Origin of the sequence: Pseudanabaena sp. CCNP1317, from assembly GCF_034931345.1 — a bacterium.
GTDB lineage: Bacteria > Cyanobacteriota > Cyanobacteriia > Pseudanabaenales > Pseudanabaenaceae > Pseudanabaena > Pseudanabaena galeata.
Window position 1 is genome coordinate 95,563 of the sequence record NZ_JAYGIF010000057.1, and the last position, 21,214, is coordinate 116,776.

Below are 21,214 nucleotides of genomic sequence, written 5' to 3' on the forward strand. Positions count from 1 at the left end.
CTCACTTTAATAATCAGGTAGTGAAAAGTTAGTAAAGGGGCTTCACACTGCTCCTCATCTCTTCGGTGGTAGGTCTTAAGCAAAAATTTACACTGAAGTAGTGCTTCGAGGAGAGCAAAATACGGTATTTACATGGTAATGTAGTAGATTAAAGTTAGACAAGCTTTTCCCTCTATAAAATATAAATCCCATGACTATTACCCGCAGAAATTCTAGAGCAAAGTCGCTCAGATTTAAGTTTAAACCTCTCGCCTTTATCGCTGCCGCAGTCATGTCTGTAGTCGTGGCGATCGCCTTCTTCTCTAGCTCTCCCCTCCTCGCCCAAAGTTCCGCAACCAAGATTTCCTTCGTTCCCCCAAGCTGGGTAAAAGCCAATGCTAATGATCCCAACCTACGGATTTTAGATGTGCGGTGGAATCCCCTTGACTATTTCAAAGAACATCTTCCTAATGCCGTTAACTTTGCCGATAACCTTGTCCGTGTTCCCAAGGATGGCTTACCAGTGCAGCTTTTAGACTCTGACAAGCTTGGTGATTTACTTGCCAAGGCTGGAGTTAATGACAAAAGCAAAGTCTTGGTTTACTCCGAAGGTAATAATATCCTCGGTTCTAGCCAAATTGCCTATGCCTTAGAGCGCATTGGTTTTAAAGGACAGGTTGCAGTATTAGATGGCGGCTTTAATGGCTACAAAGATGCGAAAGAACCTGTCACCAAAGAGTTTCCTAAATATAAAACAGGCAAACTTAGTGTCAATGATCAAAGGAATATCCGCGTCACCCTTGCTCAAGTAAAAGACTTGCTTGATAAGAAAGACGTAAGATTTATCGATCCTCGTCCCGCTAATGCCTTTGCTGGCAAAGTTGATCTCTTTGTTCGCAATGGTCACATCCCTGGAGCGAGAAATATCCCTTGGCCGACCTTCACCGATCCTCAAAATCCTCACAAGCTCAAGCCTCTAGCCGAAATCCAAAAGATTCTTGATGATAAAAAGATTGATAAGTCTAAGGATATTATTGTCACTTGCACCACAGGTCGCGAAGCATCTTTGCAGTATGTAGTCTTAAAGCATCTGCTGGGCTATCCCAAGGTCAGAGTATATGAAGGTTCTTGGACTGAATACAGTCAGTCGGATTTGCCTATAGAAACTGGTGCAGAGCGTCCTCTTGCCTAATGGGGCTGGTGACTGGCAGATTTTCTGGAAAGTTGTTGTTCCCAATATCCGATGGGGTTTACTCTATGGCTTAGTATTGACTAATGCGAGGGCTATGGGTGAGTTTGGTGCGGTTTCAGTCGTGTCTGGCAATATTGCGTCAAAAACCCAAAGCTTGCCTCTTTTTGTTGAAGAAGCCTACAAGAACTATGAGAATGAAGTTGCTTATTCGGCGGCAGTTCTGCTCGCTCTGTTAGCAGTTGTTACTCTAGTTCTCAAGGAAATATTGGAACGTAAAACCCATAATCCTAATGAACGTGAATGAAGGTTTACTGTGCGGTATGCCGCGCAGTAAACCTTCCAACGATTAAATGGAACTTAATTTACGGATTCCTTTGAGTTCGATATAGCCATTTGCGGCGTGCGAAGCACGACGCAAATGGCTATATCGAACTCACGTCATGTTATTGCAGTTTAACTGTTTATATCCTGAATCTGATGTCTGTGAATATTTCTCGATCGCTTTTTGATTGACATCAAAATAATGCGATCGCCTAATTTGGAGTGAATAGTGTAACTAATTGACACAAGCAAGCATATTTTCTACTTACAGAATAGCTATATCATAGAGGAATATCTATGATATAGCTATTAATAATTGATTTGTGTCAATGTATTTCATCATGTAATGTTGATCATAGAGCTAAAAAAAACTTTAATCACTCTTTAAAACTCACTAATGATTCAGGTTGATTTGAACAATAATGGCGATAACTAATAAGATTCGTTTTGATAATCTTCGTGGCGATATGTTTGGCGGTTTAACTGCCGCGATCGTCTCTTTACCCCTAGCGCTTGCCTTCGGTGTCGCTTCTGGTGCTGGACCGATCGCAGGGTTGTATGGTGCAGTTTGTGTAGGATTCTTTGCGGCGTTGTTTGGTGGTACACCCACCTTGATTTCTGAGCCAACTGGTCCGATGACCGTAGTCATGACTACTATTGTGGCGAGCTTGGTTGCCAAGAGTCCTGAAAACGGATTGGCGATGGCTTTTACCGTAGTGATGATCGCGGGACTATGCCAAATCGTATTTGGCTATTTCAAACTTGGTAAATACATCACCCTGATGCCCTACAGCGTTATTTCTGGCTTTATGTCAGGGATTGGCGTAATTTTGGTGATTTTACAAATCGCCCCATTTGTAGGTCAGACTCCCCCCAAAGGTGGTGTTTTAGGGACTTTCTTATTGATTCCCGATTTGCTATCTAAAGCGACCGCTCCCGATAATCTACCTGAAGTAATTCTGAGTGTTGTTACCCTCGCCATTATTTTCTTAACTCCTAAACAAATTAAGAAAGTAGTTCCACCGCAATTAATTGCTCTAATTGTCGGTACGGTCATCTCGGTAACTGTATTTAATGGTGTCGAAGGTATTCGTCGCATTAGTGATGTTGGTCCAATTCCCGTAGGTTTACCCCAGTTCCGTTTACCAGTATTTGGTGCTGATGAAGTTACGATCATGTTAGTTGATGGCTTCATGCTAGGGATTCTCGGATGTATTGATACTCTGCTTACAGCAGTTGTGGCTGATAGCATCACTCGCACTGAGCATAAATCTGATAAAGAATTAATCGGTCAAGGTATCGCTAATATCGTTTCAGGTATTTGCGGCGGGCTTCCGGGGGCTGGTGCAACCATGGGAACAGTGGTAAATATTCAAACTGGAGCCACTTCGGCACTGTCTGGCTTGACCCGTGCATTGGTGTTGTTAGTAGTAGTCTTGGGCGCGGCAAAATATACGGAACCAATTCCGATGGCGGTTCTCGCTGGTATTGCGCTCAAGGTTGGTCTGGATATTCTTGATTGGAGCTTCTTGAAGCGATCGCACAAAATTTCGGTCAAAGGCTCTTTGATCATGTATGGCGTGTTATTGCTAACTGTATTTGTGGATTTGATTGTCGCCGTTGGTATTGGTGTATTTATCGCGAATATCCTCACGATTGAACGCTTGAGCGAATTGCAATCCAAGGAAGTGAAGTTGATTTCCGATACCGATGATGACGCACGTTTGACCAGAGAACAAAAGGATTTACTAGACCAAGCCAACGGTCGTGTATTGCTGTTTTATCTCAGTGGTTCGATGATTTTTGGTCTATCGAAGGCGATCTCCCGTGAACATAACGCTATGCGCGAAGCCGATGTCTTGGTAATGGATCTAACCGATGTGCCTTCAATGGGTGTGACGGCTTCCCTAGCGATCGAAAATGCAATTCGTGATGCCCATGACAAGGGCTTGGAGGTCTATGTGGTCGGAGCTAGCCCAAAGGTGTCGAAGCGTTTAGACAAACTTGGTATTTTTGAGTTGATTTCGGTCGATCACGTCCAGAGCGATCGCACTGAAGCCTTACAAAAAGCCGTTGATTTAGTAAATAGCAAGGCGGTCTAATAGGAAATTCGTAGAAATTAGTAGGATGGGTTAGCGATCGCGTAACCCATCATTGATAACTAATTGATGCCTTATTGATGCGTTACGTTGCACTAACGCATCCTACATCTACAGCCTTACATTCTCAAAAACTGTAGCTGATAGCACTAGAGACAGATAACCGAAACCGTAATAATGTGAAACTTGGGTTTCTTGGATCACCCCTAACATAAAGGAAAATAGCCTATGTTTTCGATCAATGCGATCGCCAATCATTTATCTGGATTACAGATACCTCAGCCTCTACTGGCCACCGCCGAGTCAGAAAATGCGCCAATTATTCTTTCAGGGGTATTGCTCACCTTTGTGATTATTTACCTATCTAGCAAAGTTGGCAGTGAAATTGCTAGACGGCTAGACCTACCTCCCGTTTTAGGAGAATTAGTTGCGGGTGTAATTGTTGGTGTATCCGCCTTGCGCTTAGTGATTTTTCCTGAGGGTGGTTTTACAGCATCCGACTCTGTAGTCATGTCCTTGTTGCAGATGTTGAATCAACTGTCACCCGAAGCAGTTAACAGCGTATTTGCCCAGCAAAGTGAAGTAATCTCGGTAATAGCTGAATTGGGCGTAATTGTCCTGCTATTTGAGATTGGTTTAGAGTCAGATATTCGCCAACTTAAGGAAGTTGGTATCCAAGCTTTTGTAGTAGCCTTTATCGGTGTAACGGCTCCCTTTGCGGCTGGAACTATTGGACTGATGTATTTCTTTCATGTGGCGGCGATTCCTGCCATTTTTGCAGGAGCAGCACTCACAGCAACCAGTATTGGGATTACTTCTAAGGTCTTGGCAGAAATTGGTCAGCTAAAATCCAAGGAAGGACAAATCATCGTTGGTGCAGCAGTCATTGATGACGTATTAGGGATCATCGTTCTTGCCGTGGTCGCCAGTTTGGCAAAAACAGGTGAAGTAGATATTACTAACGTTGCAATTCTATTAGTTAGCGCGATCGCCTTCTTATTTGGTTCCATACTCTTAGGTGGCTTTTTTAACAAAAGTTTTGTGGCTTTGGTTTCCAAGCTCAAAACTCGCGGCAATATCGTCATTCCTGCTTTTATATTTGCCTATGCAATGGCCTTTATCGGCAATGCGATCCATTTAGAAGCGATCTTAGGAGCCTTTGCCGCAGGGTTAGTGCTTGATGAAACTGATGCTCGCAATGAATTAGATGAACTGATTAAACCTGTTGCCGATTTACTCGTACCCGTGTTCTTTGTAACTGTCGGTGCGAGAGCCGATCTCAGTGTCCTCAATCCGATGATTCCCGAAAATCGGAGCGGATTATTAATTGCTGTATTTCTGCTTGCCGTCGCCATCATCGGCAAAGTCATCACAGGTTGGGTAGTTTTCGGAATACCCAATATCAATCGCTTAGCGATCGGGATTGGCATGGTTCCCCGTGGTGAAGTCGGTCTCGTATTTGCTGGCATTGGCACTGCTAGCGGTGCGATCGACAAGCCTCTCGAAGTGGCGATTATCATTATGGTGATTTTGACCACCTTCCTTGCACCTCCATTTTTAAGAATTGCCTTTGGCAAGACTGAAGAACCACCAGCTAATGCAGAGTTAGCTTAAGAAACAATTTAAGAATTACTTTCTGCGGTCAAAAGTTCTAAGAGATCCCCCTCAATCCGCCTTAAAAAGGGGGAAGAATTCAAATTCTCCCCCCTTTTTAAGGGGGGATGGGGGGGATCTAGACAATTCTTAAATGGTTTCTAAAAAGAAAAGCGGTTCAAGGAGCCGCTTTTCTTTTTATTTGACCCTAGTTGTACTTCGTAATAACTGCCGATCGCATATTTCTATACTCATTGCAGGCTCTAGACAAGCAAAACCCTGACAAACCATCGCGATCGCCTCAGGATTTGGTAACTGTTTATCGACTCGTAGCATGACTACAGGTAAATATTGACGATTGAGATAGGCATAGTGATCGGGATTCGTGCGAACCAGCGTATGGTTTCGGAACAAGTCAAAGGCAACCAATAGACTAGGGCAGGCGACGGGACTATTGCTAATCACATGCCCAAAGCGTTTGAGAGCTAACTCGGCGCGATCTAGATATTCTAATTTCTCAGTTACACTTGCCAAACGCACTAAATTAGCGATCGCCACTCCATTGGCAGAAGGCGTAGCATTATCTTGATAATTGCGCTCTCGCAATAGTAAATGTTGACTAGACTCGCTGGTAGTGTTGAAATAGCCACCTGATAGAGCATCCCAGAAATCGCGATCAAATTCAGCTTGGATAGCGATCGCCTGTTGCAGATAAAAATTCGCCTCTTCAGGAATCGCTTGATGCAGATCGAGAAGCGCCTTAATTAATAAAGCATAGTCTTCAGATTGCGCTGCTACTGACGCTTGTCCTTCATAATTAATCCGTTGCAACCTGCCTTCAATCCATTGATTTTCCAGAATAAACTTAGCAGCATTAACTGCAAGTTGTTTATAAATTGGCTGCTGAAATGCTCGATAGGCATTGGCTAAACCTGAAATCATCAGAGCATTCCAAGCCGTAATCGCCTTAGTGTCAGTTACAGGTGGAACACGCCCTTCCCAATCAATTTCCCGAATATCATCTTGACTGCGGGCTACAGGGAAAGCATCGGTGGGACGCGAATGTTCGCCATAACGACGACGAAATAGCTTTGTTAAACAAGCTTCTATCTCTGGGGATAGTTCCCCCGCCTGTTTACGTTGCAAGACATTAGTTTCTTCAAAGTTGCCAGCTATGGAAATCGTGAACTCTTGGATTAATAAGTCAAGTTCCGTTGGACTAAAAATCTTTTTCAGTTCGGCATAGCTCCACACCCAAAACTTCCCTTCCCTTCCTTCACTATCCGCATCCTGAGAAGCATAGAAGCAACCTTCTTCTGCTAACATTTCGCGCTGGAGCCATGTAGCCGTTAGTTCACAACTACGAGCGATCGCAGGTTCATGCAAGCCCGACAACCAGAGATTAGCTAGATATTCCATGATCAAGCCATTGTCATAGAGCATCTTCTCAAAGTGTGGGACTGTCCAAGTATGATCCACAGTGTAGCGATGCCATCCCCCTGCAACGTGATCAAAAATACCGCCCAAAGCCAGAGCCAAACCACGCTCTTGAGCTTTATTTTTGAGTTCTGTACTGTTATCTTCAAAGCGACTAGCCCTCAGCAAAAAATTGGCATAGGGAATCATCGGGAAACAAGTTCCATAATCACGATTAGTGACGACTTCAGCACATTTAGCGATTCCATTAGCTAATACTTCATCACTAATAATTGGTACAGGGATGAGTTTATTAACTTGGTGCAGATTCCGAATAATCTGATCTTTGTAATCTTGAATATCTTGATTGCGATCGTGATAGATTTCCAGAATTGATTGGAGTACTCGCAAGAATCCTGGTCTTCCATAGCGTGGCTCGATCGGAAAATATGTCCCGCCATAAAAAGGAACTAAATCATCAGGAGCAAGAAATAAATTTAAAGGCCAGCCGCCACTTTCGCCCATGATCTGCACGGCTTGCATATAGATGCTGTCTAAGTCTGGTCGTTCTTCGCGATCCACTTTAATCGCCACAAAGCGATCGTTCATATAGTCTGCAATTAACGTATCCGAGAACGCTTCATGCTCCATCACCGTACACCAATGGCAACTGGAGTAACCGATCGACAGAAATATCGGCTTGTTTTCGTTTCTTGCTTTTTCTAAAGCTTCATCACCCCAAGGATACCAATCGATCGGGTTATCAGCGTGTTTACGAAGATAGAGACTTTGCGATTGTGCGAGACGATTGGACATAGGGGCAAAACTTGGCTGAAATATTTAGATTTTAGGTAATTATTTTGTTGTGGGCGCTTCGCGCCCACAACAAAATGCACTGTGAATGATTACTTTGCAGCAATTTATATAGCCTGCTGTATTTAGAGTGTAACCGCTTCTGAGGAGTAGAACCAAGAGTTATTTGTATCAGATTGCCCAAAAAGAGACGGCTTTACTATCCGCCTCTTTTTAGAGTGCAGCTAGTAAGGCTTCTCCCATGGCTATGCATCCCAATTTTTCGCATCCATCCGCCATGATGTCCCCAGTCCGCTTGCCCGAATCGAGAACTTTATTTACTGCTACTTCGATCGCCTCAGCCGCATCCCCTTCATTAAAGGCATAGCGCAACATCATCGCGGCACTCAAGACTTGAGCGAGAGGATTAGCCAAATCCTTACCAGCAATATCAGGAGCCGAACCATGCACGGGTTCAAATACCCCCGCGTTGCCTGCTTCACCGAGGCTAGCCGATGGCAACATGCCAATACTTCCTGTTAACATTGCCGCCGCATCGGAGAGAATGTCGCCAAAGAGATTACTGGTGAGAATCACATCAAACTGTTTAGGATTGCGAATAATTTGCATGGCGGCATTATCCACGTACATATGGGACAGTTTCACATCAGGATATTCGCTAGCAATACTCGTCACGCGATCGCGCCATAGTTGTGACACTTCCAAGACATTGGACTTATCAACGGAGCAAACCGAGCCACGACGTTTTTGAGCCGCTTCAAAACCAACTCTGGCAATGCGATCAATTTCTGGCTCGGTGTACACCATCGTATTAAAGCCACGCCGCACACCATTTTCATCGGTGACGATACCCTTGGGCTTACCAAAATAAATTCCGCCCGTCAGTTCTCGTACTACTAAAATGTCTACTCCTTCTACAACTTCACGCTTCAAGGTCGATGCATCAATTAATTGCGGCAAAATCTGAGCAGGACGTAAATTTGCAAATAAGCCCATACCACCACGTAAGCCTAGCAATGCTTGCTCAGGACGTAAATTTGAGGGCATCGTGTCCCACTTTTCACCGCCAACAGCCGCCAGTAATACGGCATCACTATTCTTGCAAAGCTGCAAAGTTTCTTCAGGCAGAGGATGCCCCGTCGCATCGATCGCTGCACCACCAACTAGAGCCGTTTCAAAAGCAAAGGTAATATCAAATTTTGGGGCGATCGCCTGTAGCACCGCCACCGCTACTTTCATAATTTCGGGACCAATCCCATCACCAGGGAGAAGGGTAATCTTATAGTTTTTAGACATTACAACAAGTATAAAGACAGATTTTCTAACATAACATTACGTGAGTTCGATAAGCCGTTTTCGGATCGCACGGGCAACAAGCGGAGCTTTTTTCTCTAGTCCATCAAGACTGATCTCTCCATCAGCATAGGTTCGATACCATTCCCTGCGCTGTCGTACAATTACCTCATTATTTAATTTTCGCTGAGTTTGTTTGACTTTTTCTATTTCAGAACTAGGGATTTTCTCAATCTGAGGCACTAAGCTAAACGTGAGTAATTCTACTTCAAACCATTCGTCTCCAACCTCAAATGGATCTAAAATTTGATCGTCTGCCCTCTTAGAGCTATTGATCCAAGCCGAGGCAAAACGATAATTAGACCAGTCATATGCTTTTGTTCGCTCTTGATGGCAACTAATGTAATGATCTACTGTGCCAATTGGCTCAAACATTACTGAATATCCACAAAGATTTTGAAATCCATCGGCAAGATGTTTTCTAAAAGGTGACCATAAATCTCTTGGTCTTTTCTTGTCAGGATTTTTTGCTAGCCAGTCTTCGCCTTTTTGTCTGACTTCTCGATCAAAATCTGGAGGCTCTGGTACACAATCAAAATGAATCATTGCTGCCTTGCCTCATTTTTGACAGTCCAGCCAATCCAGAAAGGATCGTGTCCAGGAATAACTCGTTCAAGTTCTGCTTGAATTTGGGCAAGTGTTTGTAAATTATCAGGATATACATAATCATGATCTTCAGTAGCCCATGCTTGAGCCGCACCAATTGCTGCCTCTGCTTCACGCGATCTCGCTTGTTTCAGGTCAAAAATTTCTGAAGTCAGCCATCCCACGACATCACCCTGCTTTACCCAAGGAACTTCATTTAGAGTTACCTCACTTCCATTTAAGTCAAAAAGAAATAATTTGTCTGTTTCCTCATCAAAATAGGGTTCGGCAGATGCTAATACCATCGGTGAATGTGTCGTTGTAACAACTTGCACTTCGATTTCTGGATTTAATAATTTGCAAACTTGAAGAATAGCGGGAAGAATAGTTCTTTGCCATTTGGGATGTAAATGCGATTCCAGCTCATCAATTAGAAAAACAATTTTATTGAGTGGCTCAGTTCTTTTGAGTTTTGCAACTTGAATATGTCCATCCCAAGCCCAGACAAGCATATATGCCAAACTTAGAATTCTTTGAATACCTGAAGAAACTTGAGTAACTGGAACATTACCATAGGGTAAGCAGAGGGTGGGAATTTGACGGCTATCATCTACTGAAAGTCTTATCGATGCTCCAACTTGCATTGGTTCATCAGGATGTGACAAATGTTGAATTACACTTTGGATAATTTGATAAGGTGTTTCTGATCGCTTTAGCTGCCAATAGTCAAGATCATGAATTAGTCCCATACAAGGTATGGAGCCATCATTAAGTATTAATCCGTTTAAAACTTGTTGTGATGTAAAGTTATAAACTTCCTTAGAATTAAATTTTCTAAGTGGATCGAATATCGAAAATCCTCCATTAATACGGCTGTAGATAACGATCTCATCTTCTTGTGGACGCTGAAAATCTTGCCATTTTTGTTTGTCAAATAAAAAGACACTCTCACCTTTTTCTCCATTACTAGCTTGAAAGTGAATATATGGAGGATCTTTTTGGTCGAAATTTGGTAGTGCGGGCAAGCCAACCCAATTATCTGTCAAGGCAAACCAGATTACATCAAGTAAAAAACTTTTACCTAAGCCATTGTCACCCGTAAGAATGTTGAGGCGCTCTCCAAAGTCAATGTCAAGATTGCCGCTTACAGAACCAATTCCTTTTAAGTTCAAGTTAATTAACATTCTTTATCCCTTTTGTTTAGCCTCAAGTTGATAAATTTCTACTCATTTAGATGTGATTATATAGTCTGTCAGATATCGCGCTTACGATTTTTTGAGAAAGGCGATCGCCTCAACGTGAGATGTTTGTGGGAAGAAATCGATGGGTTGAATGCGGGTGAGTTGGTAGCGATCGCCTTCACACAATAATTTTAAATCTCTAGCTTGAGTAGCGGGATTGCAACTGACATAGACAAGGCGATCGGGGGGATTTTCGCGTAAAAAGGTAATTACTTCAGGTTCACAACCTTTGCGGGGAGGATCGAGGATGACGATATCGGGTTGGAGATTGAGCGTACTGATTAATTCTTCGACTTTGCCAGTATGGAAAACCACATTGTCAATACCATTGAGTTCAGCATTGAGTTTGCCTTGAGCCGTTGCCTGAGGCTGAATTTCGATCGCGATCGCCTGTTTGACTTGTTCAGCTAATGGCAAAGCGATCGTGCCAATACCTGCATAGGCATCTAAGAGAATTTCGGTTCCTTCGAGATTAAGTTCTGCTTCAATAATTTTTAGCATCCTTTCGGCTTGCTCGGTATAGACTTGAAAGAAAGTATCACCACGCAAACGGAAGGTTAAACCTGCAAACTTCTCCAATAGATAATCTTTGCCTGCAATGCAACGGCTTTCTTTGCCAAAAATGGCATTGGTTTTATCGGGATTGCAATTGAGAATTACGCCAACTACTTTGTCATAGCGTTCTAGCCATGTTTGAGCAAATACTCCCAAGTTCGGAACATCCCAATCTCTTGTTACTAGAGTAATCAGAATCTCACCTGTGGATCTGCCAATGCGAAGTCCTAAATGGCGGAGCAGTCCTGTGTGAGTTTTCTCATCATAGATTTCCCAACATTGATTGTGAATATCCATTTTCAATTCGGCAAGCATCGGATCAAGCCTTTCATCTTGGGCAGGACATTGATTGAGATTGACAATTTTGTGGCTTCCCTTTTGATAGTAACCTGCTTTTAGATTGCCATCTCGACCAGTAGCGAGGGGATAAGTAACTTTGTTGCGATAATGCAAACTATCGGCTGCGCCGACAATAGGCGAGATCAGTTCTTCGAGAACTTCGGGATTAAATCCACCGATTCTCTGTAAAGCTTGCTGGACAATATTTTGTTTGGTTCTTAATTGAGCAGGATAGCTAACTGCTTGCCATTGACAACCACCACATTTATCGGCAACGATGCAACTCGGACGGACGCGATCGCTTGAGGGCGCAAGAATTTTCTCAATACTCCCATGAGCAAAGTTCTTTTTTACAAATTCTAATTTTGCAGTAATGCGATCGCCAGGAACACTATTGGGGACAAAAATCGCGATATTTTCATAACGTCCCACCCCATCGCCGCTATCAGCGAGATCGTCGATGGTGAGCGTAATTTTTTGTCCCTGTAGTAGCATGGTTTCCTAAATAAATCTGTGGCTGGAGATGTTTGATTATAGCTTGTCGCAAAGCCCGAAAATTAAAGGTTCTGCTATGCAAGACCTTTAATTTTCGGGCTTTGTTTTTGAAAAGCTGCAATTTGGTATTATTTAATTCGTTATGTTAAGACAAAAAATTATCCAGAAGATTAACTTTTATCTTGATGACCTTGCTACACCAATTGGCAAACTAATCAACATCGCGATCGCACTCCTTGTGTTTGCCTCTGCGATAAGTTTTGTCGCCCAAACCTACGAAATATCGGAGATTACCCGTTCCCGACTCAATTTATTAGATGACATTATCCTTGGTGTATTCGTAATAGAGTATTTTCTGCGGCTTTGCGTAGCTGAACAGAAGTTCAAACATCTATTTAGTCTCTATGCAATTATCGACCTAGTTGCAATTTTGCCATTCTTTTTTGGGGCGAGTGATGTAGCCTTTATTCGTTTATTGCGCTGGTTTCGGATTTTGCGCTTGATTCGGTTAGTAGAGTCAAGGTCTTTATTTGAGAACAAGAATGAAGATATAGCCATCTTATTTAGGATACTTTTCACATTATTTGCGATCGTGTTTGTCTTCTCAGGTTTGGTTTATCAAATCGAACATCCCAGCAATCCCAAGTTTCATAATTTTCTTGATGCTTTTTATTTTTCTATTTTCACCATGACTACCGTTGGCTATAGCGATGTCATGCCCAAGTCTGACGCAGGCAAACTGACTACGGTGTTAATGGTACTCACTGGCATTGCGCTAATTCCTGTGCAGTTGGGAGAATTATTTAAGCGTTTAGTCCAGACTGCTAATCAAGGCGATCGCATCAATGATAGGACTAAGGATTTTGTCTGCTCAGGTTGTGGATTATCTTTACATGATGCTGACGCACAATTTTGTAAGATATGTGGCACTAAACTGGAAAACTGTTAATTCTTGAATAAAACATTAGTAATATGTCCTGGGAAAAAGTCTATTCCTAAAGCTGACTTAATGAGATAAAGAATTAAAATTGTGACAGAGCTAATAAGTAGACTCATCGCAATAATTAATAAAACTGCTGTAATTACATTAGCAACTTTGGCAAAGCCGTTAACTTGATGTGGTCTTTGCTGTTTACGCATGTCCTTGCCAATCATTAGCACCACAAAGTAACGAGTGAAAATAAGGTCGATCGCAAACCTAAGATCGATCAACTTTGGAGAGGGGCGAGGGATGGCTGTGTGAATAACTGATTTTAGATTCTCTCTTTCATCGGCATCTAATTTTTTTAAAATTTGTACAGGGACTTGATGCATGTAGTAATCAGCATCTCTCTCAGCATAATTTTTATGAAATTGATTCATTTTGTTGTTCTGGAAGTGCTAATTATTTGCCCATTGATATATTTGCCAGCCAAGTGTTATTGCCCCCCATGTAAGTATTGTTAATCCATAAATAGATTGGCGTTTGTTGAGCCTTAACTTATACATCCTTTCTTTAGCAAATGCTAATAAAAAAATTATACCAGTAGCGAGTATCCAGCAAGACAACAATAATAAGGCTATGGTTTGAGGATTGGTTTCTTCTAATCTAAATGGTTTTGCCCATACAAATACCGCCCCCCAGATCCACATAGAAAGCCATGCGATCGCCAGACTAATTGAGTCACTTCCTGTTTGAGCTAATCTCAAAGTAATTAGATAATTTCCGATCAAGATGATCAGGTTAACATTGTAAGCAGCAAGTAGATAGCCTCCAACTAAGTATCCTAAGAACAAAGCTATTAGATAACCAATTGCAACATAAGGCATAGATTGCAGCTTCATTAATTGTAATAAATGCATTCCTAATTTTATCGCTTTTATCCAGCTATTCAGATATTTTTTTAACGTAAGTTCGATATATAGCGCTCCTAAATGAGTTGTATGATTTTGAGGGTTGAGAGAGTGCGCCCCGAAGGGGCGCACTCTCTCAACCTATTTAGGATTGCTATAGCCATTTGCGGCTTTTTCATAATCGATTCATTTTTTGCTTGCATGTGCTATATTCTAGAAAATGAAACGATTATGAAAGTAATCATGAAGACTTCTCAACTCATTAGTCATAAAATTTTTACCTCTCGAAAAAGTCAGCAAGCTATTCTGACTGGTCTTATGTTTGCCATAGGGCTAAGTGGATGCAGCTTGCCGCCGACATCCAATCCAGCTAGCCCCATCCCTAATTCCACCAGTGCATTAGAGAGTAAAGACAAAAAAGATCAAAAAGTGATTCTGACTACGTTTACCGTGCTGGCTGACATGGCGCAAAATGTGGCAGGAGATAAAGCGATCGTCGAGTCAATTACCAAGGCGGGGGCTGAAATTCATGGTTATGAGCCAACTCCAAGTGACCTGCGACGCGGACAATCAGCCGATTTGATTTTAGATAATGGCTTGAACCTAGAACGTTGGGCTGAGCGCTTTTATAACAGCTTTCCTAAAGTCGATCGCTTGACCTTGAGTGAAGGCATTCAACCGATCGATATTAGCGAAGATGCCTATCAAGGTAAACCCAATCCCCATGCTTGGATGTCGCCTCAAAACGCATTGATCTATGTTGAAAATATTCGCAAGGCTTTAGTAAAAATCGATCCTGCAAATGCCGCCACCTATGACGCAAATGCTCAAGCCTATAGTCAGCAAATTCAAGCCCTTGATGCAAAATTAAAACAAGCGATCGCTGTAATCCCCCCTGACAAGCGCTACATCGTCAGTTGTGAAGGTGCATTTTCTTATATTGCTCGCGATTATGGATTAAAGGAAGTTTACATTTGGTCAGTGAATGCGGAACAGCAAGCTACTCCTAAACAAATCGAAAAAGTGATTGAAGTAGTGAAAGCTAATAAAATCCCGACCGTATTTTGTGAGAGTACCGTCAGTGATAAGGCGATGCAACAGGTGGTGAAAGAAACTGGCGCAAAGTATGGCGGTGTCTTTTATGTAGATTCTCTTTCGCCTCCCGATGGACTGACTCCGACCTATCTCAAGCTACTGGAATATAACATCAATACTTTAATCAAAGGCTTACAGTAGAGTGTTTGGGGCTTCGCACCAAACACTCTCTAAATCAAGATAAATGGAGAACAATTATGAATACACCTAGCATTGACATTGAGAATATAACTGTTGCCTACCATGGCAAGGTCGCTTTACATAAAGCCTCACTCCAACTCAAAGCAGGAACAATCTGTGGCTTAGTCGGAATGAATGGCGCAGGCAAATCCACACTATTTAAGGCGGTAATGGGCTTTGTGAAGCCTGTGAGCGGGAGAGTTTTAATTAATGGATTACCAATCCGCCTTGTCCAGAAAAATAATCTCGTTGCCTATGTACCACAAACGGAAGAAGTAGATTGGAACTTTCCTGTGAGTGTGCATGATGTGGTGATGATGGGACGCTATGGCTATATGAATTTCCTGCGGATTCCCCGATCGCTAGATAAACATGCAGTGCGTGATAGCTTAGAGCGTGTGGAAATGTGGGAAATGCGCGATCGCCAAATTGGAGAGCTATCAGGTGGTCAAAAGAAACGGACATTTTTTGCCAGAGCCTTATCTCAACAGGCTAATGTTTTACTACTAGATGAGCCATTTGCAGGGGTTGATGTCAAGACTGAGAAGATGATGATTAATCTGTTAATGGAACTGCGTAATGCAGGTTATACGATTCTCATCTCTACCCATGACTTAGATTCGATTACGACATTTTGCGATCAAGTGGTGCTAATCAATCGCACAATTCTTGCCTATGGTGAGACTTCAGAAGTATTTACCGAAGAAAATCTTTCGCGTACTTTTGGCGGTTCGGCGATCGATTTATCCCGTTCAAAAAGTCAGTTGCAGCAAGACTAAAAATGGCGTAGCCATTTTTAGTCTTGAGAATTTTTAGGAATAAAAGTAATGGAATTAGTGAATTGGTTTACAGCGCCCTTGCAGTACGGGTTTATGGTCAAAGCGATTTGGGTTAGTGCCTTGGTCGGGATTGTCTGCTCGGCGCTATCTTGCTTCATGATCCTCAAGGGCTGGGCGCTAATGGGGGATGCAGTTTCCCATGCAGTATTACCGGGGGTGGTACTTGCCTATGTGGTCAATATTCCCTTTGCGATCGGAGCCTTTGTGTTTGGTGTGGGTTCGGTCATGGCGATCGGATTTATTAAGTCCAATACGCGCATTAAGGAAGATACGGTGATTGGATTGGTGTTTACAGGACTATTTGCCTTTGGGATTGTGATGATTTCCAAAATTAAAAGTTCTGTCGATTTAGGGCATATTCTCTTTGGCAATGTCCTTGGAATTTCGGACAGTGATATTGTCCAGACTGTGATTATTAGCGTTATCACCTTAGTAACCCTAGCGCTATTACGCAAAGATTTAGTTCTATTTTGTTTTGATGCTACCCATGCGCGATCGATTGGTTTAAATACAACATTCCTGTACTACATTTTATTGTCTTTGCTTTCTCTAACTGCGGTTGCGGGACTTCAGACCGTGGGGATTATTTTAGTGGTGGCGATGCTGATTACCCCCGGAGCCACGGCCTATCTATTAAGCGATCGCTTTGACCATATGATGCTGATTGCCATGGCTTCGGGGATGTTTTCTAGTGTGATGGGAACCTATATTAGCTATCACATTGATGGTTCTACGGGTGGTTGTATTGTAGTTTTGCAAACCTTGCTATTTCTAGTGGCGATGATTTTTGCACCTAAGCATGGAATGCTAGTGCGATCGCGTCAACAAATTACTGAGTCTTAGAAACCATTTAAGAATTACTTTCTACAGTCAAAAGCTCTAAGAGATCCCCTTCAATCCCCCTTAAAAAGGGGGAAGAATTTAATTCTCCCCCCTTTTTTAAGGGGGGGCTGGGGGGATCTAGACAATTCTTAAATGGTTTCTTAGAGACTATTTAGGGAACTCCAAGGAAAAAATGATCCCTATAAAACCCAAAAACAATGTGGCGGGCTTAGCCCGCCACATTGTTTTTGGGTTCAGCTATTTTGTGTAAGTCCCTTACAGCACTTTGCGCTCAAACCCAAACCAAGAAAATTTTTGAAAGCGCTGCTTTACAACGCTTTCAAAAAACTAATTTTGGAGTTTCCAGCGCCGAAGGCGCTAGAAACTCCAAAATTGGTTTCATAATGAGAATTGTTGACAACAAATGGCGGAGCCATTTGTTGTGCTTTGCTATCAAAGGTGAAGCGAACAAAACCTCTTGCGTAATTGCTGAGACCTCAATGGTAAAGTAATATAACAATTACATGAAATAAAGGTTGTTGTAATGCCCGATTCCGAACGAAACCTGAGAACCACTAACTCTTCGGATTTATCGCAAGAATCGCAACAAAATTCTCAGGAATGTTTCGCGATCGCCGCTATTGGTGCGTCCGCAGGTGGATTACAAGCATTTACGCAATTATTAAGGAATTTACCAGACGATATTGGTATGGGCTTTGTTCTCATCCAACATTTAGCGCCCGATCATGACAGTCGGTTAAGCGAAATTCTGCAAAAAACGACGCGGATGCCTGTCAATCAAGCGCAGGAAGGCATGAGGATTGTCCCAAATAATGTCTATGTGATTCCCCCCAATACTTTGATGACCCTCGATCAGGGCTTACTAAAGTGTGAGCCACGTCGTCAGGTCAGAGGGAAGTACATGGCGATCGATGGATTCTTTAGCTCCCTAGCTGCTGATCGCGGTAGTCAGTCGATCGCGATCGTCCTGTCGGGAAGTAATGAAGATGGAACGGCGGGGCTAGGTGCGATCAAGTCGGTGGGTGGGATTACCTTTGCTCAAGATTTAGAATCTGCTGAATTTCAAACCATGCCGATGATTGCGATCGCTTCGGGCTATGTTGATTTTGTGTTATCACCTGCCGAGATTGCGGCAGAATTGGTCAACATCAGCCAAGGCAATCGCGAGAGTGATTTTGAACTCAATATAAAAGAGAACGAAGAGTTTGATGATAGTTCTGCACCAGCATTTACTGAGAATTCAGAGGCTTTGTCGAAGATTTTTGCGCTTCTACACAATGCAATGGGTATAGATTTTAGCAATTACAAAAAAGGTACTATAGAGCGCAGAATAGCGCGACGGATGGGACTGATCAGTCTAAAAAATATGGAGGTTTACAGCACATATTTACAAGAGAATCCCAACGAAGTTGAGAGTTTATACCACGATATCTTAATAAATGTTACCAGTTTCTTTCGAGAACCCGACTCCTTTGTCGCGTTGAAGGAGTTAGCATTTCCTGTGATTTGCCAAAACAAGCCATCCGATGTACCGATTCGGATCTGGGTTGCAGGTTGCTCCACGGGTGAGGAAGTTTATTCAATCGCGATCTGTCTAATGGAATTCTTTGACGATCGCCCAATCCGACATCAAATTAAAATTTTTGCAACGGATATTAGTGAAGTAGTCATTAGCAAGGCAAGGATCGGATTTTACGAAGAGAATTTGTTGAAAGAAGTCTCTCCAGAACGGCTGAGTCGCTTTTTTATACCCGTAGAAGGCGGTTATCAGATTGGGCGTTTGGTAAGGGATTGCTGTGTATTTGCGCGGCAAAACTTGACTAGCGATCCGCCATTCTCACGGCTAGATCTGATCAGTTGTCGGAATATGCTGATCTATCTGGAACCTGTGCTTCAGAAAAAGATTATGCCAGTTTTTCACTATGCACTTAACCCCGATGGATTTCTGATGTTAGGAAGTTCTGAAGGCATCGGTAATGCTACGGATTTATTTGCGATCATCGATAAAAAACAACGCATTTATAAACGTAAAATTACGCCTGCACGGATGAATTTTAATTTTGTTAAAAGCACCTATGAAACTTTACCTGTAAATATTTCTAAACTTAGTGAGTCGGCGACGGATAGCGATCTAGAACAACTCGCTGATCGGGTGGTGTTGAGTCGCTATACACCTGTGGGCGTGACAATTAATGAAGAGCTAGAAATTTTACAGTTTCGTGGGCAGACTAGTCCTTACTTGGAACAGCCATCAGGCAAGGCAAGTCTCAATTTACTAAAAATGGCGCGGACAGAATTAAGGCTAGAACTGCGATCGGCGATTCACAATGCCAAGCAACACGATCTCCCGTTTACCAAAGATGGGATCGAGATGTCTCAGGGAGTGCTAGTCAAGCTGGATGTGATTCCATTAAAAATCAATAGCGATCGCTATTTTTTGGTGCTATTTGAGAGCCGACCCAAACCTTCCGCAGCAGCTTTAGCACTAATACCTCAAGCCAAGTCGCGCAAAGTGCGGCAGACCGAAGCAGAATTAGCTGTGGTACGACTCACAAATGAATTAGAAAGCACAAAAAAATATTTGCGAACAATTGTCGAAACCCATGAATCCACTAATCAAGAACTAAGAGTCGCCAGTGAAGAGTTTTTGTCTAGTAATGAAGAATTACAGAGTGCCAATGAAGAACTAGAAACCGCCAAAGAAGAAGTCCAAGCAACAAATGAAGAGCTAAGCACTGTCAATGACGAACTACGCAGTCGCAATCTCCAGCTACAGCAGTCCAATAACGATATGCAAAACCTGCTAAGTAGCGTAAATATCGCGATTTTGATGCTATCTGGTGATTTGCACATCAGACGCTTTACACCTATGGCGGAGCAGGTATTTAATCTGATTCCCACTGATGTGGGGCGACCTTTTAGCGATATTCAAACTAATATTGATGGTGCAGATTTACTTGGATTAGCGTCTGCGGTAATCATTACCCTGATTCCCTTCGAGCAGGAAGTGCAAGATCGATCACAGCATTGGTATAGTTTGCGAATTCGTCCCTATCGCACCATTGAAAACGTCATTGATGGGGTCGTGATTAGTTTGATTGATATTGATACGATTAAAAAAAATTCTCTAGAATTAGAATTCTCACGCAACTATTCCAAAGCGATCGTAGAAACTCTGCGTCAGCCCCTGCTAGTGCTAGACTCAGATTTGCGAGTGATTACTGCAAACCTCGCTTTTTATCAAATTTTCCAAATGTTGCCCAGTCAGACAGAGGGACAGTCGATTTATGCTCTAGGGCAAGGAGATTGGAATATTTCCCAACTGCGATCGCTCCTCAATGACATCCTCGCCCATAGTATTTCCGTCCAAGATTATGAAATCACCCAAGATTTTACGCACCTCGGTACGCGCACCATGTTACTCAATGCCTCTGAACTCTATCAAGCCAATATTGGTAAGATGATTGTGATTGCAATTGAAGACATCACGGAACGCAAAGTCCAAAAACAACAACTCATCGCCCAAAACCAAGAATTAGCAGAAGCAATACTTGCCTCTGAAGCTGCAAATCTGGCTAAATGCAGATTTCTTGGAAATATGAGCCATGAGTTTCGTACTCCCTTAAATTCAATATTAGGCTTTTCACAACTTCTAAAATCACAGACAGAGATAGCACCAGATATCAAAGAATTCGCGGAGATAATTTATCAATCTGGAGAGCATCTTTTCTCTCTAATTCAAGATCTCCTCGATATCTCCAGAATTGAATCCAAAAAGATAGCAATTGAGCCAAGTTTGCTACCTCTGGCAAATTTTCTGCAAATCACTGTAGATATGATTTCTATCAAAGCTGCTGAAAAGAGTCTAAACCTTACAACTCATTTCGCTCCCAATCTGCCAGATAATATCTATGCTGACGAAATGCGATTGCGACAAGTTCTACTCAATTTACTTGGCAATGCTATCAAGTTTACTTCTACAGGTACTGTCACCTTTTCAGTCTCAAAAATTCAGTCCGACGATGGTAATGGCAACACCAAAGAACTAATGCGATTTGCGATCGCCGATACAGGTGTGGGTATTGCCGCAACAGACATTGAAAGTATATTCTTACCCTTCGAGCAGGTCGGCAAACGTGAATTGCAATTTCAAGGTGCTGGATTGGGTTTGGCAATTAGTCAAGACCTTGTTAAAAAAATGGGCGGTGAAATTACGGTGGTCAGCGAGATTGGTGTTGGCAGTACTTTCAGTTTTGAGTTGGACTTGAAGGAACCAAGAAACTACTGATTCCATCTAAAGCCGAGATGCCTAAAGACGCTAAATTTTAACGTCAGTTCGACGAAAGCGAAAAATGGTAAGAATCGCTAAGCGATTCTTACCATTTTTCGCCATTTGCGGCGTGCGAAGCACGCCGCAAATGGCGATATCGAACTCACGTTAAA

Annotated in this window: 15 protein-coding genes and 1 pseudogene; 9 read left to right on the forward strand and 7 right to left on the reverse strand. The window is 42.5% G+C overall.

Annotated elements, in window-relative coordinates:
* Positions 1-190: 190 nt before the first annotated feature.
* The 4 genes and pseudogenes from VB775_RS12040 to VB775_RS12055 all read left to right on the forward strand — a co-directional run bounded on the left by VB775_RS12040 (position 191) and on the right by VB775_RS12055 (position 5,205).
* Positions 191-1,171, forward strand: a complete 981-nt coding sequence (locus VB775_RS12040; RefSeq protein ID WP_281008803.1) for a sulfurtransferase — start codon at positions 191-193, stop codon at positions 1,169-1,171.
* A gap of 1 nt (position 1,172) precedes the next feature.
* A pseudogene (locus tag VB775_RS12045) lies at positions 1,173-1,475 on the forward strand (ABC transporter permease subunit); the annotation flags it as partial.
* Positions 1,476-1,914: 439 nt separating this feature from the next.
* Positions 1,915-3,594 (forward strand): SulP family inorganic anion transporter, encoded by a 1,680-nt coding sequence (locus VB775_RS12050; protein WP_281008802.1) that lies wholly within the window; start codon positions 1,915-1,917, stop codon positions 3,592-3,594.
* A 225-nt stretch (positions 3,595-3,819) separates the two neighbouring features.
* Positions 3,820-5,205 (forward strand): cation:proton antiporter, encoded by a 1,386-nt coding sequence (locus VB775_RS12055; protein WP_281008801.1) that lies wholly within the window; start codon positions 3,820-3,822, stop codon positions 5,203-5,205.
* Between the two features lie 177 nt (positions 5,206-5,382).
* On the opposite strand, the gene VB775_RS12060 is transcribed toward VB775_RS12055, so the two are convergent.
* The 5 genes from VB775_RS12060 to rlmD all read right to left on the reverse strand — a co-directional run bounded on the left by VB775_RS12060 (position 5,383) and on the right by rlmD (position 11,981).
* On the reverse strand, positions 5,383-7,416 hold the full coding sequence (locus tag VB775_RS12060) for a thioredoxin domain-containing protein (protein ID WP_281008800.1): 2,034 nt from the start codon (positions 7,414-7,416) through the stop codon (positions 5,383-5,385).
* 210 nt (positions 7,417-7,626) lie between these two features.
* Positions 7,627-8,709, reverse strand: a complete 1,083-nt coding sequence (gene leuB / locus VB775_RS12065; protein WP_281008799.1) for a 3-isopropylmalate dehydrogenase — start codon at positions 8,707-8,709, stop codon at positions 7,627-7,629.
* 36 nt (positions 8,710-8,745) lie between these two features.
* The gene (locus VB775_RS12070) at positions 8,746-9,312 is read right to left on the reverse strand and encodes a hypothetical protein (protein ID WP_281008798.1); all 567 of its coding nucleotides are present in this window, start codon (positions 9,310-9,312) and stop codon (positions 8,746-8,748) included.
* Positions 9,309-10,535: an AAA family ATPase gene (locus VB775_RS12075; RefSeq protein ID WP_281008797.1), complete on the reverse strand. Its 1,227-nt coding sequence runs from the start codon at positions 10,533-10,535 to the stop codon at positions 9,309-9,311. The genes VB775_RS12070 and VB775_RS12075 overlap by 4 nt, the downstream gene beginning before the upstream one ends.
* An 81-nt stretch (positions 10,536-10,616) precedes the next feature.
* Positions 10,617-11,981, reverse strand: coding sequence for a 23S rRNA (uracil(1939)-C(5))-methyltransferase RlmD (rlmD, locus tag VB775_RS12080; RefSeq protein ID WP_281008796.1), 1,365 nt, complete (start codon positions 11,979-11,981; stop codon positions 10,617-10,619).
* Between the two features lie 142 nt (positions 11,982-12,123).
* Between rlmD and VB775_RS12085 the strand changes: the two genes are divergently transcribed.
* Positions 12,124-12,930, forward strand: coding sequence for an ion transporter (locus tag VB775_RS12085; RefSeq protein ID WP_281008795.1), 807 nt, complete (start codon positions 12,124-12,126; stop codon positions 12,928-12,930).
* Here the strand turns inward: VB775_RS12085 and VB775_RS12090 are convergent.
* Together VB775_RS12090 and VB775_RS12095 are read right to left on the reverse strand one after the other, a co-directional pair.
* Positions 12,927-13,343: a hypothetical protein gene (locus VB775_RS12090; RefSeq protein WP_281008794.1), complete on the reverse strand. Its 417-nt coding sequence runs from the start codon at positions 13,341-13,343 to the stop codon at positions 12,927-12,929. The two genes, VB775_RS12085 and VB775_RS12090, sit on opposite strands and share 4 nt — an antisense overlap.
* A gap of 18 nt (positions 13,344-13,361) precedes the next feature.
* Positions 13,362-13,823, reverse strand: coding sequence for a hypothetical protein (locus tag VB775_RS12095; protein ID WP_281008793.1), 462 nt, complete (start codon positions 13,821-13,823; stop codon positions 13,362-13,364).
* Between the two features lie 309 nt (positions 13,824-14,132).
* Here VB775_RS12095 and VB775_RS12100 point away from each other — a divergent pair, with 309 nt between their 5' ends.
* The 4 genes from VB775_RS12100 to VB775_RS12115 all read left to right on the forward strand — a co-directional run bounded on the left by VB775_RS12100 (position 14,133) and on the right by VB775_RS12115 (position 21,059).
* On the forward strand, positions 14,133-15,050 hold the full coding sequence (locus VB775_RS12100; RefSeq protein WP_407072976.1) for a metal ABC transporter substrate-binding protein: 918 nt from the start codon (positions 14,133-14,135) through the stop codon (positions 15,048-15,050).
* Positions 15,051-15,106: 56 nt separating this feature from the next.
* Positions 15,107-15,868, forward strand: coding sequence for a metal ABC transporter ATP-binding protein (locus VB775_RS12105; protein WP_281008791.1), 762 nt, complete (start codon positions 15,107-15,109; stop codon positions 15,866-15,868).
* Between the two features lie 48 nt (positions 15,869-15,916).
* Positions 15,917-16,771: a metal ABC transporter permease gene (locus VB775_RS12110; protein ID WP_281008790.1), complete on the forward strand. Its 855-nt coding sequence runs from the start codon at positions 15,917-15,919 to the stop codon at positions 16,769-16,771.
* Between the two features lie 523 nt (positions 16,772-17,294).
* On the forward strand, positions 17,295-21,059 hold the full coding sequence (locus tag VB775_RS12115) for a chemotaxis protein CheB (protein ID WP_281008789.1): 3,765 nt from the start codon (positions 17,295-17,297) through the stop codon (positions 21,057-21,059).
* Positions 21,060-21,214: the final 155 nt, after the last annotated feature.

Coding starts and splice junctions, on each gene's coding strand:
- VB775_RS12040 (WP_281008803.1), top strand. CDS start 191: ATGACTATTACCCGCAGAAATTCTAGAGCAAAGTCGCTCAGATTTAAG.
- VB775_RS12050 (WP_281008802.1), top strand. CDS start 1,915: ATGGCGATAACTAATAAGATTCGTTTTGATAATCTTCGTGGCGATATG.
- VB775_RS12055 (WP_281008801.1), top strand. CDS start 3,820: ATGTTTTCGATCAATGCGATCGCCAATCATTTATCTGGATTACAGATA.
- VB775_RS12060 (WP_281008800.1), bottom strand. CDS start 7,416: ATGTCCAATCGTCTCGCACAATCGCAAAGTCTCTATCTTCGTAAACAC.
- leuB (WP_281008799.1), bottom strand. CDS start 8,709: ATGTCTAAAAACTATAAGATTACCCTTCTCCCTGGTGATGGGATTGGT.
- VB775_RS12070 (WP_281008798.1), bottom strand. CDS start 9,312: ATGATTCATTTTGATTGTGTACCAGAGCCTCCAGATTTTGATCGAGAA.
- VB775_RS12075 (WP_281008797.1), bottom strand. CDS start 10,535: ATGTTAATTAACTTGAACTTAAAAGGAATTGGTTCTGTAAGCGGCAAT.
- rlmD (WP_281008796.1), bottom strand. CDS start 11,981: ATGCTACTACAGGGACAAAAAATTACGCTCACCATCGACGATCTCGCT.
- VB775_RS12085 (WP_281008795.1), top strand. CDS start 12,124: ATGTTAAGACAAAAAATTATCCAGAAGATTAACTTTTATCTTGATGAC.
- VB775_RS12090 (WP_281008794.1), bottom strand. CDS start 13,343: ATGAATCAATTTCATAAAAATTATGCTGAGAGAGATGCTGATTACTAC.
- VB775_RS12095 (WP_281008793.1), bottom strand. CDS start 13,823: ATGCATTTATTACAATTAATGAAGCTGCAATCTATGCCTTATGTTGCA.
- VB775_RS12100 (WP_407072976.1), top strand. CDS start 14,133: ATGTTTGCCATAGGGCTAAGTGGATGCAGCTTGCCGCCGACATCCAAT.
- VB775_RS12105 (WP_281008791.1), top strand. CDS start 15,107: ATGAATACACCTAGCATTGACATTGAGAATATAACTGTTGCCTACCAT.
- VB775_RS12110 (WP_281008790.1), top strand. CDS start 15,917: ATGGAATTAGTGAATTGGTTTACAGCGCCCTTGCAGTACGGGTTTATG.
- VB775_RS12115 (WP_281008789.1), top strand. CDS start 17,295: ATGCCCGATTCCGAACGAAACCTGAGAACCACTAACTCTTCGGATTTA.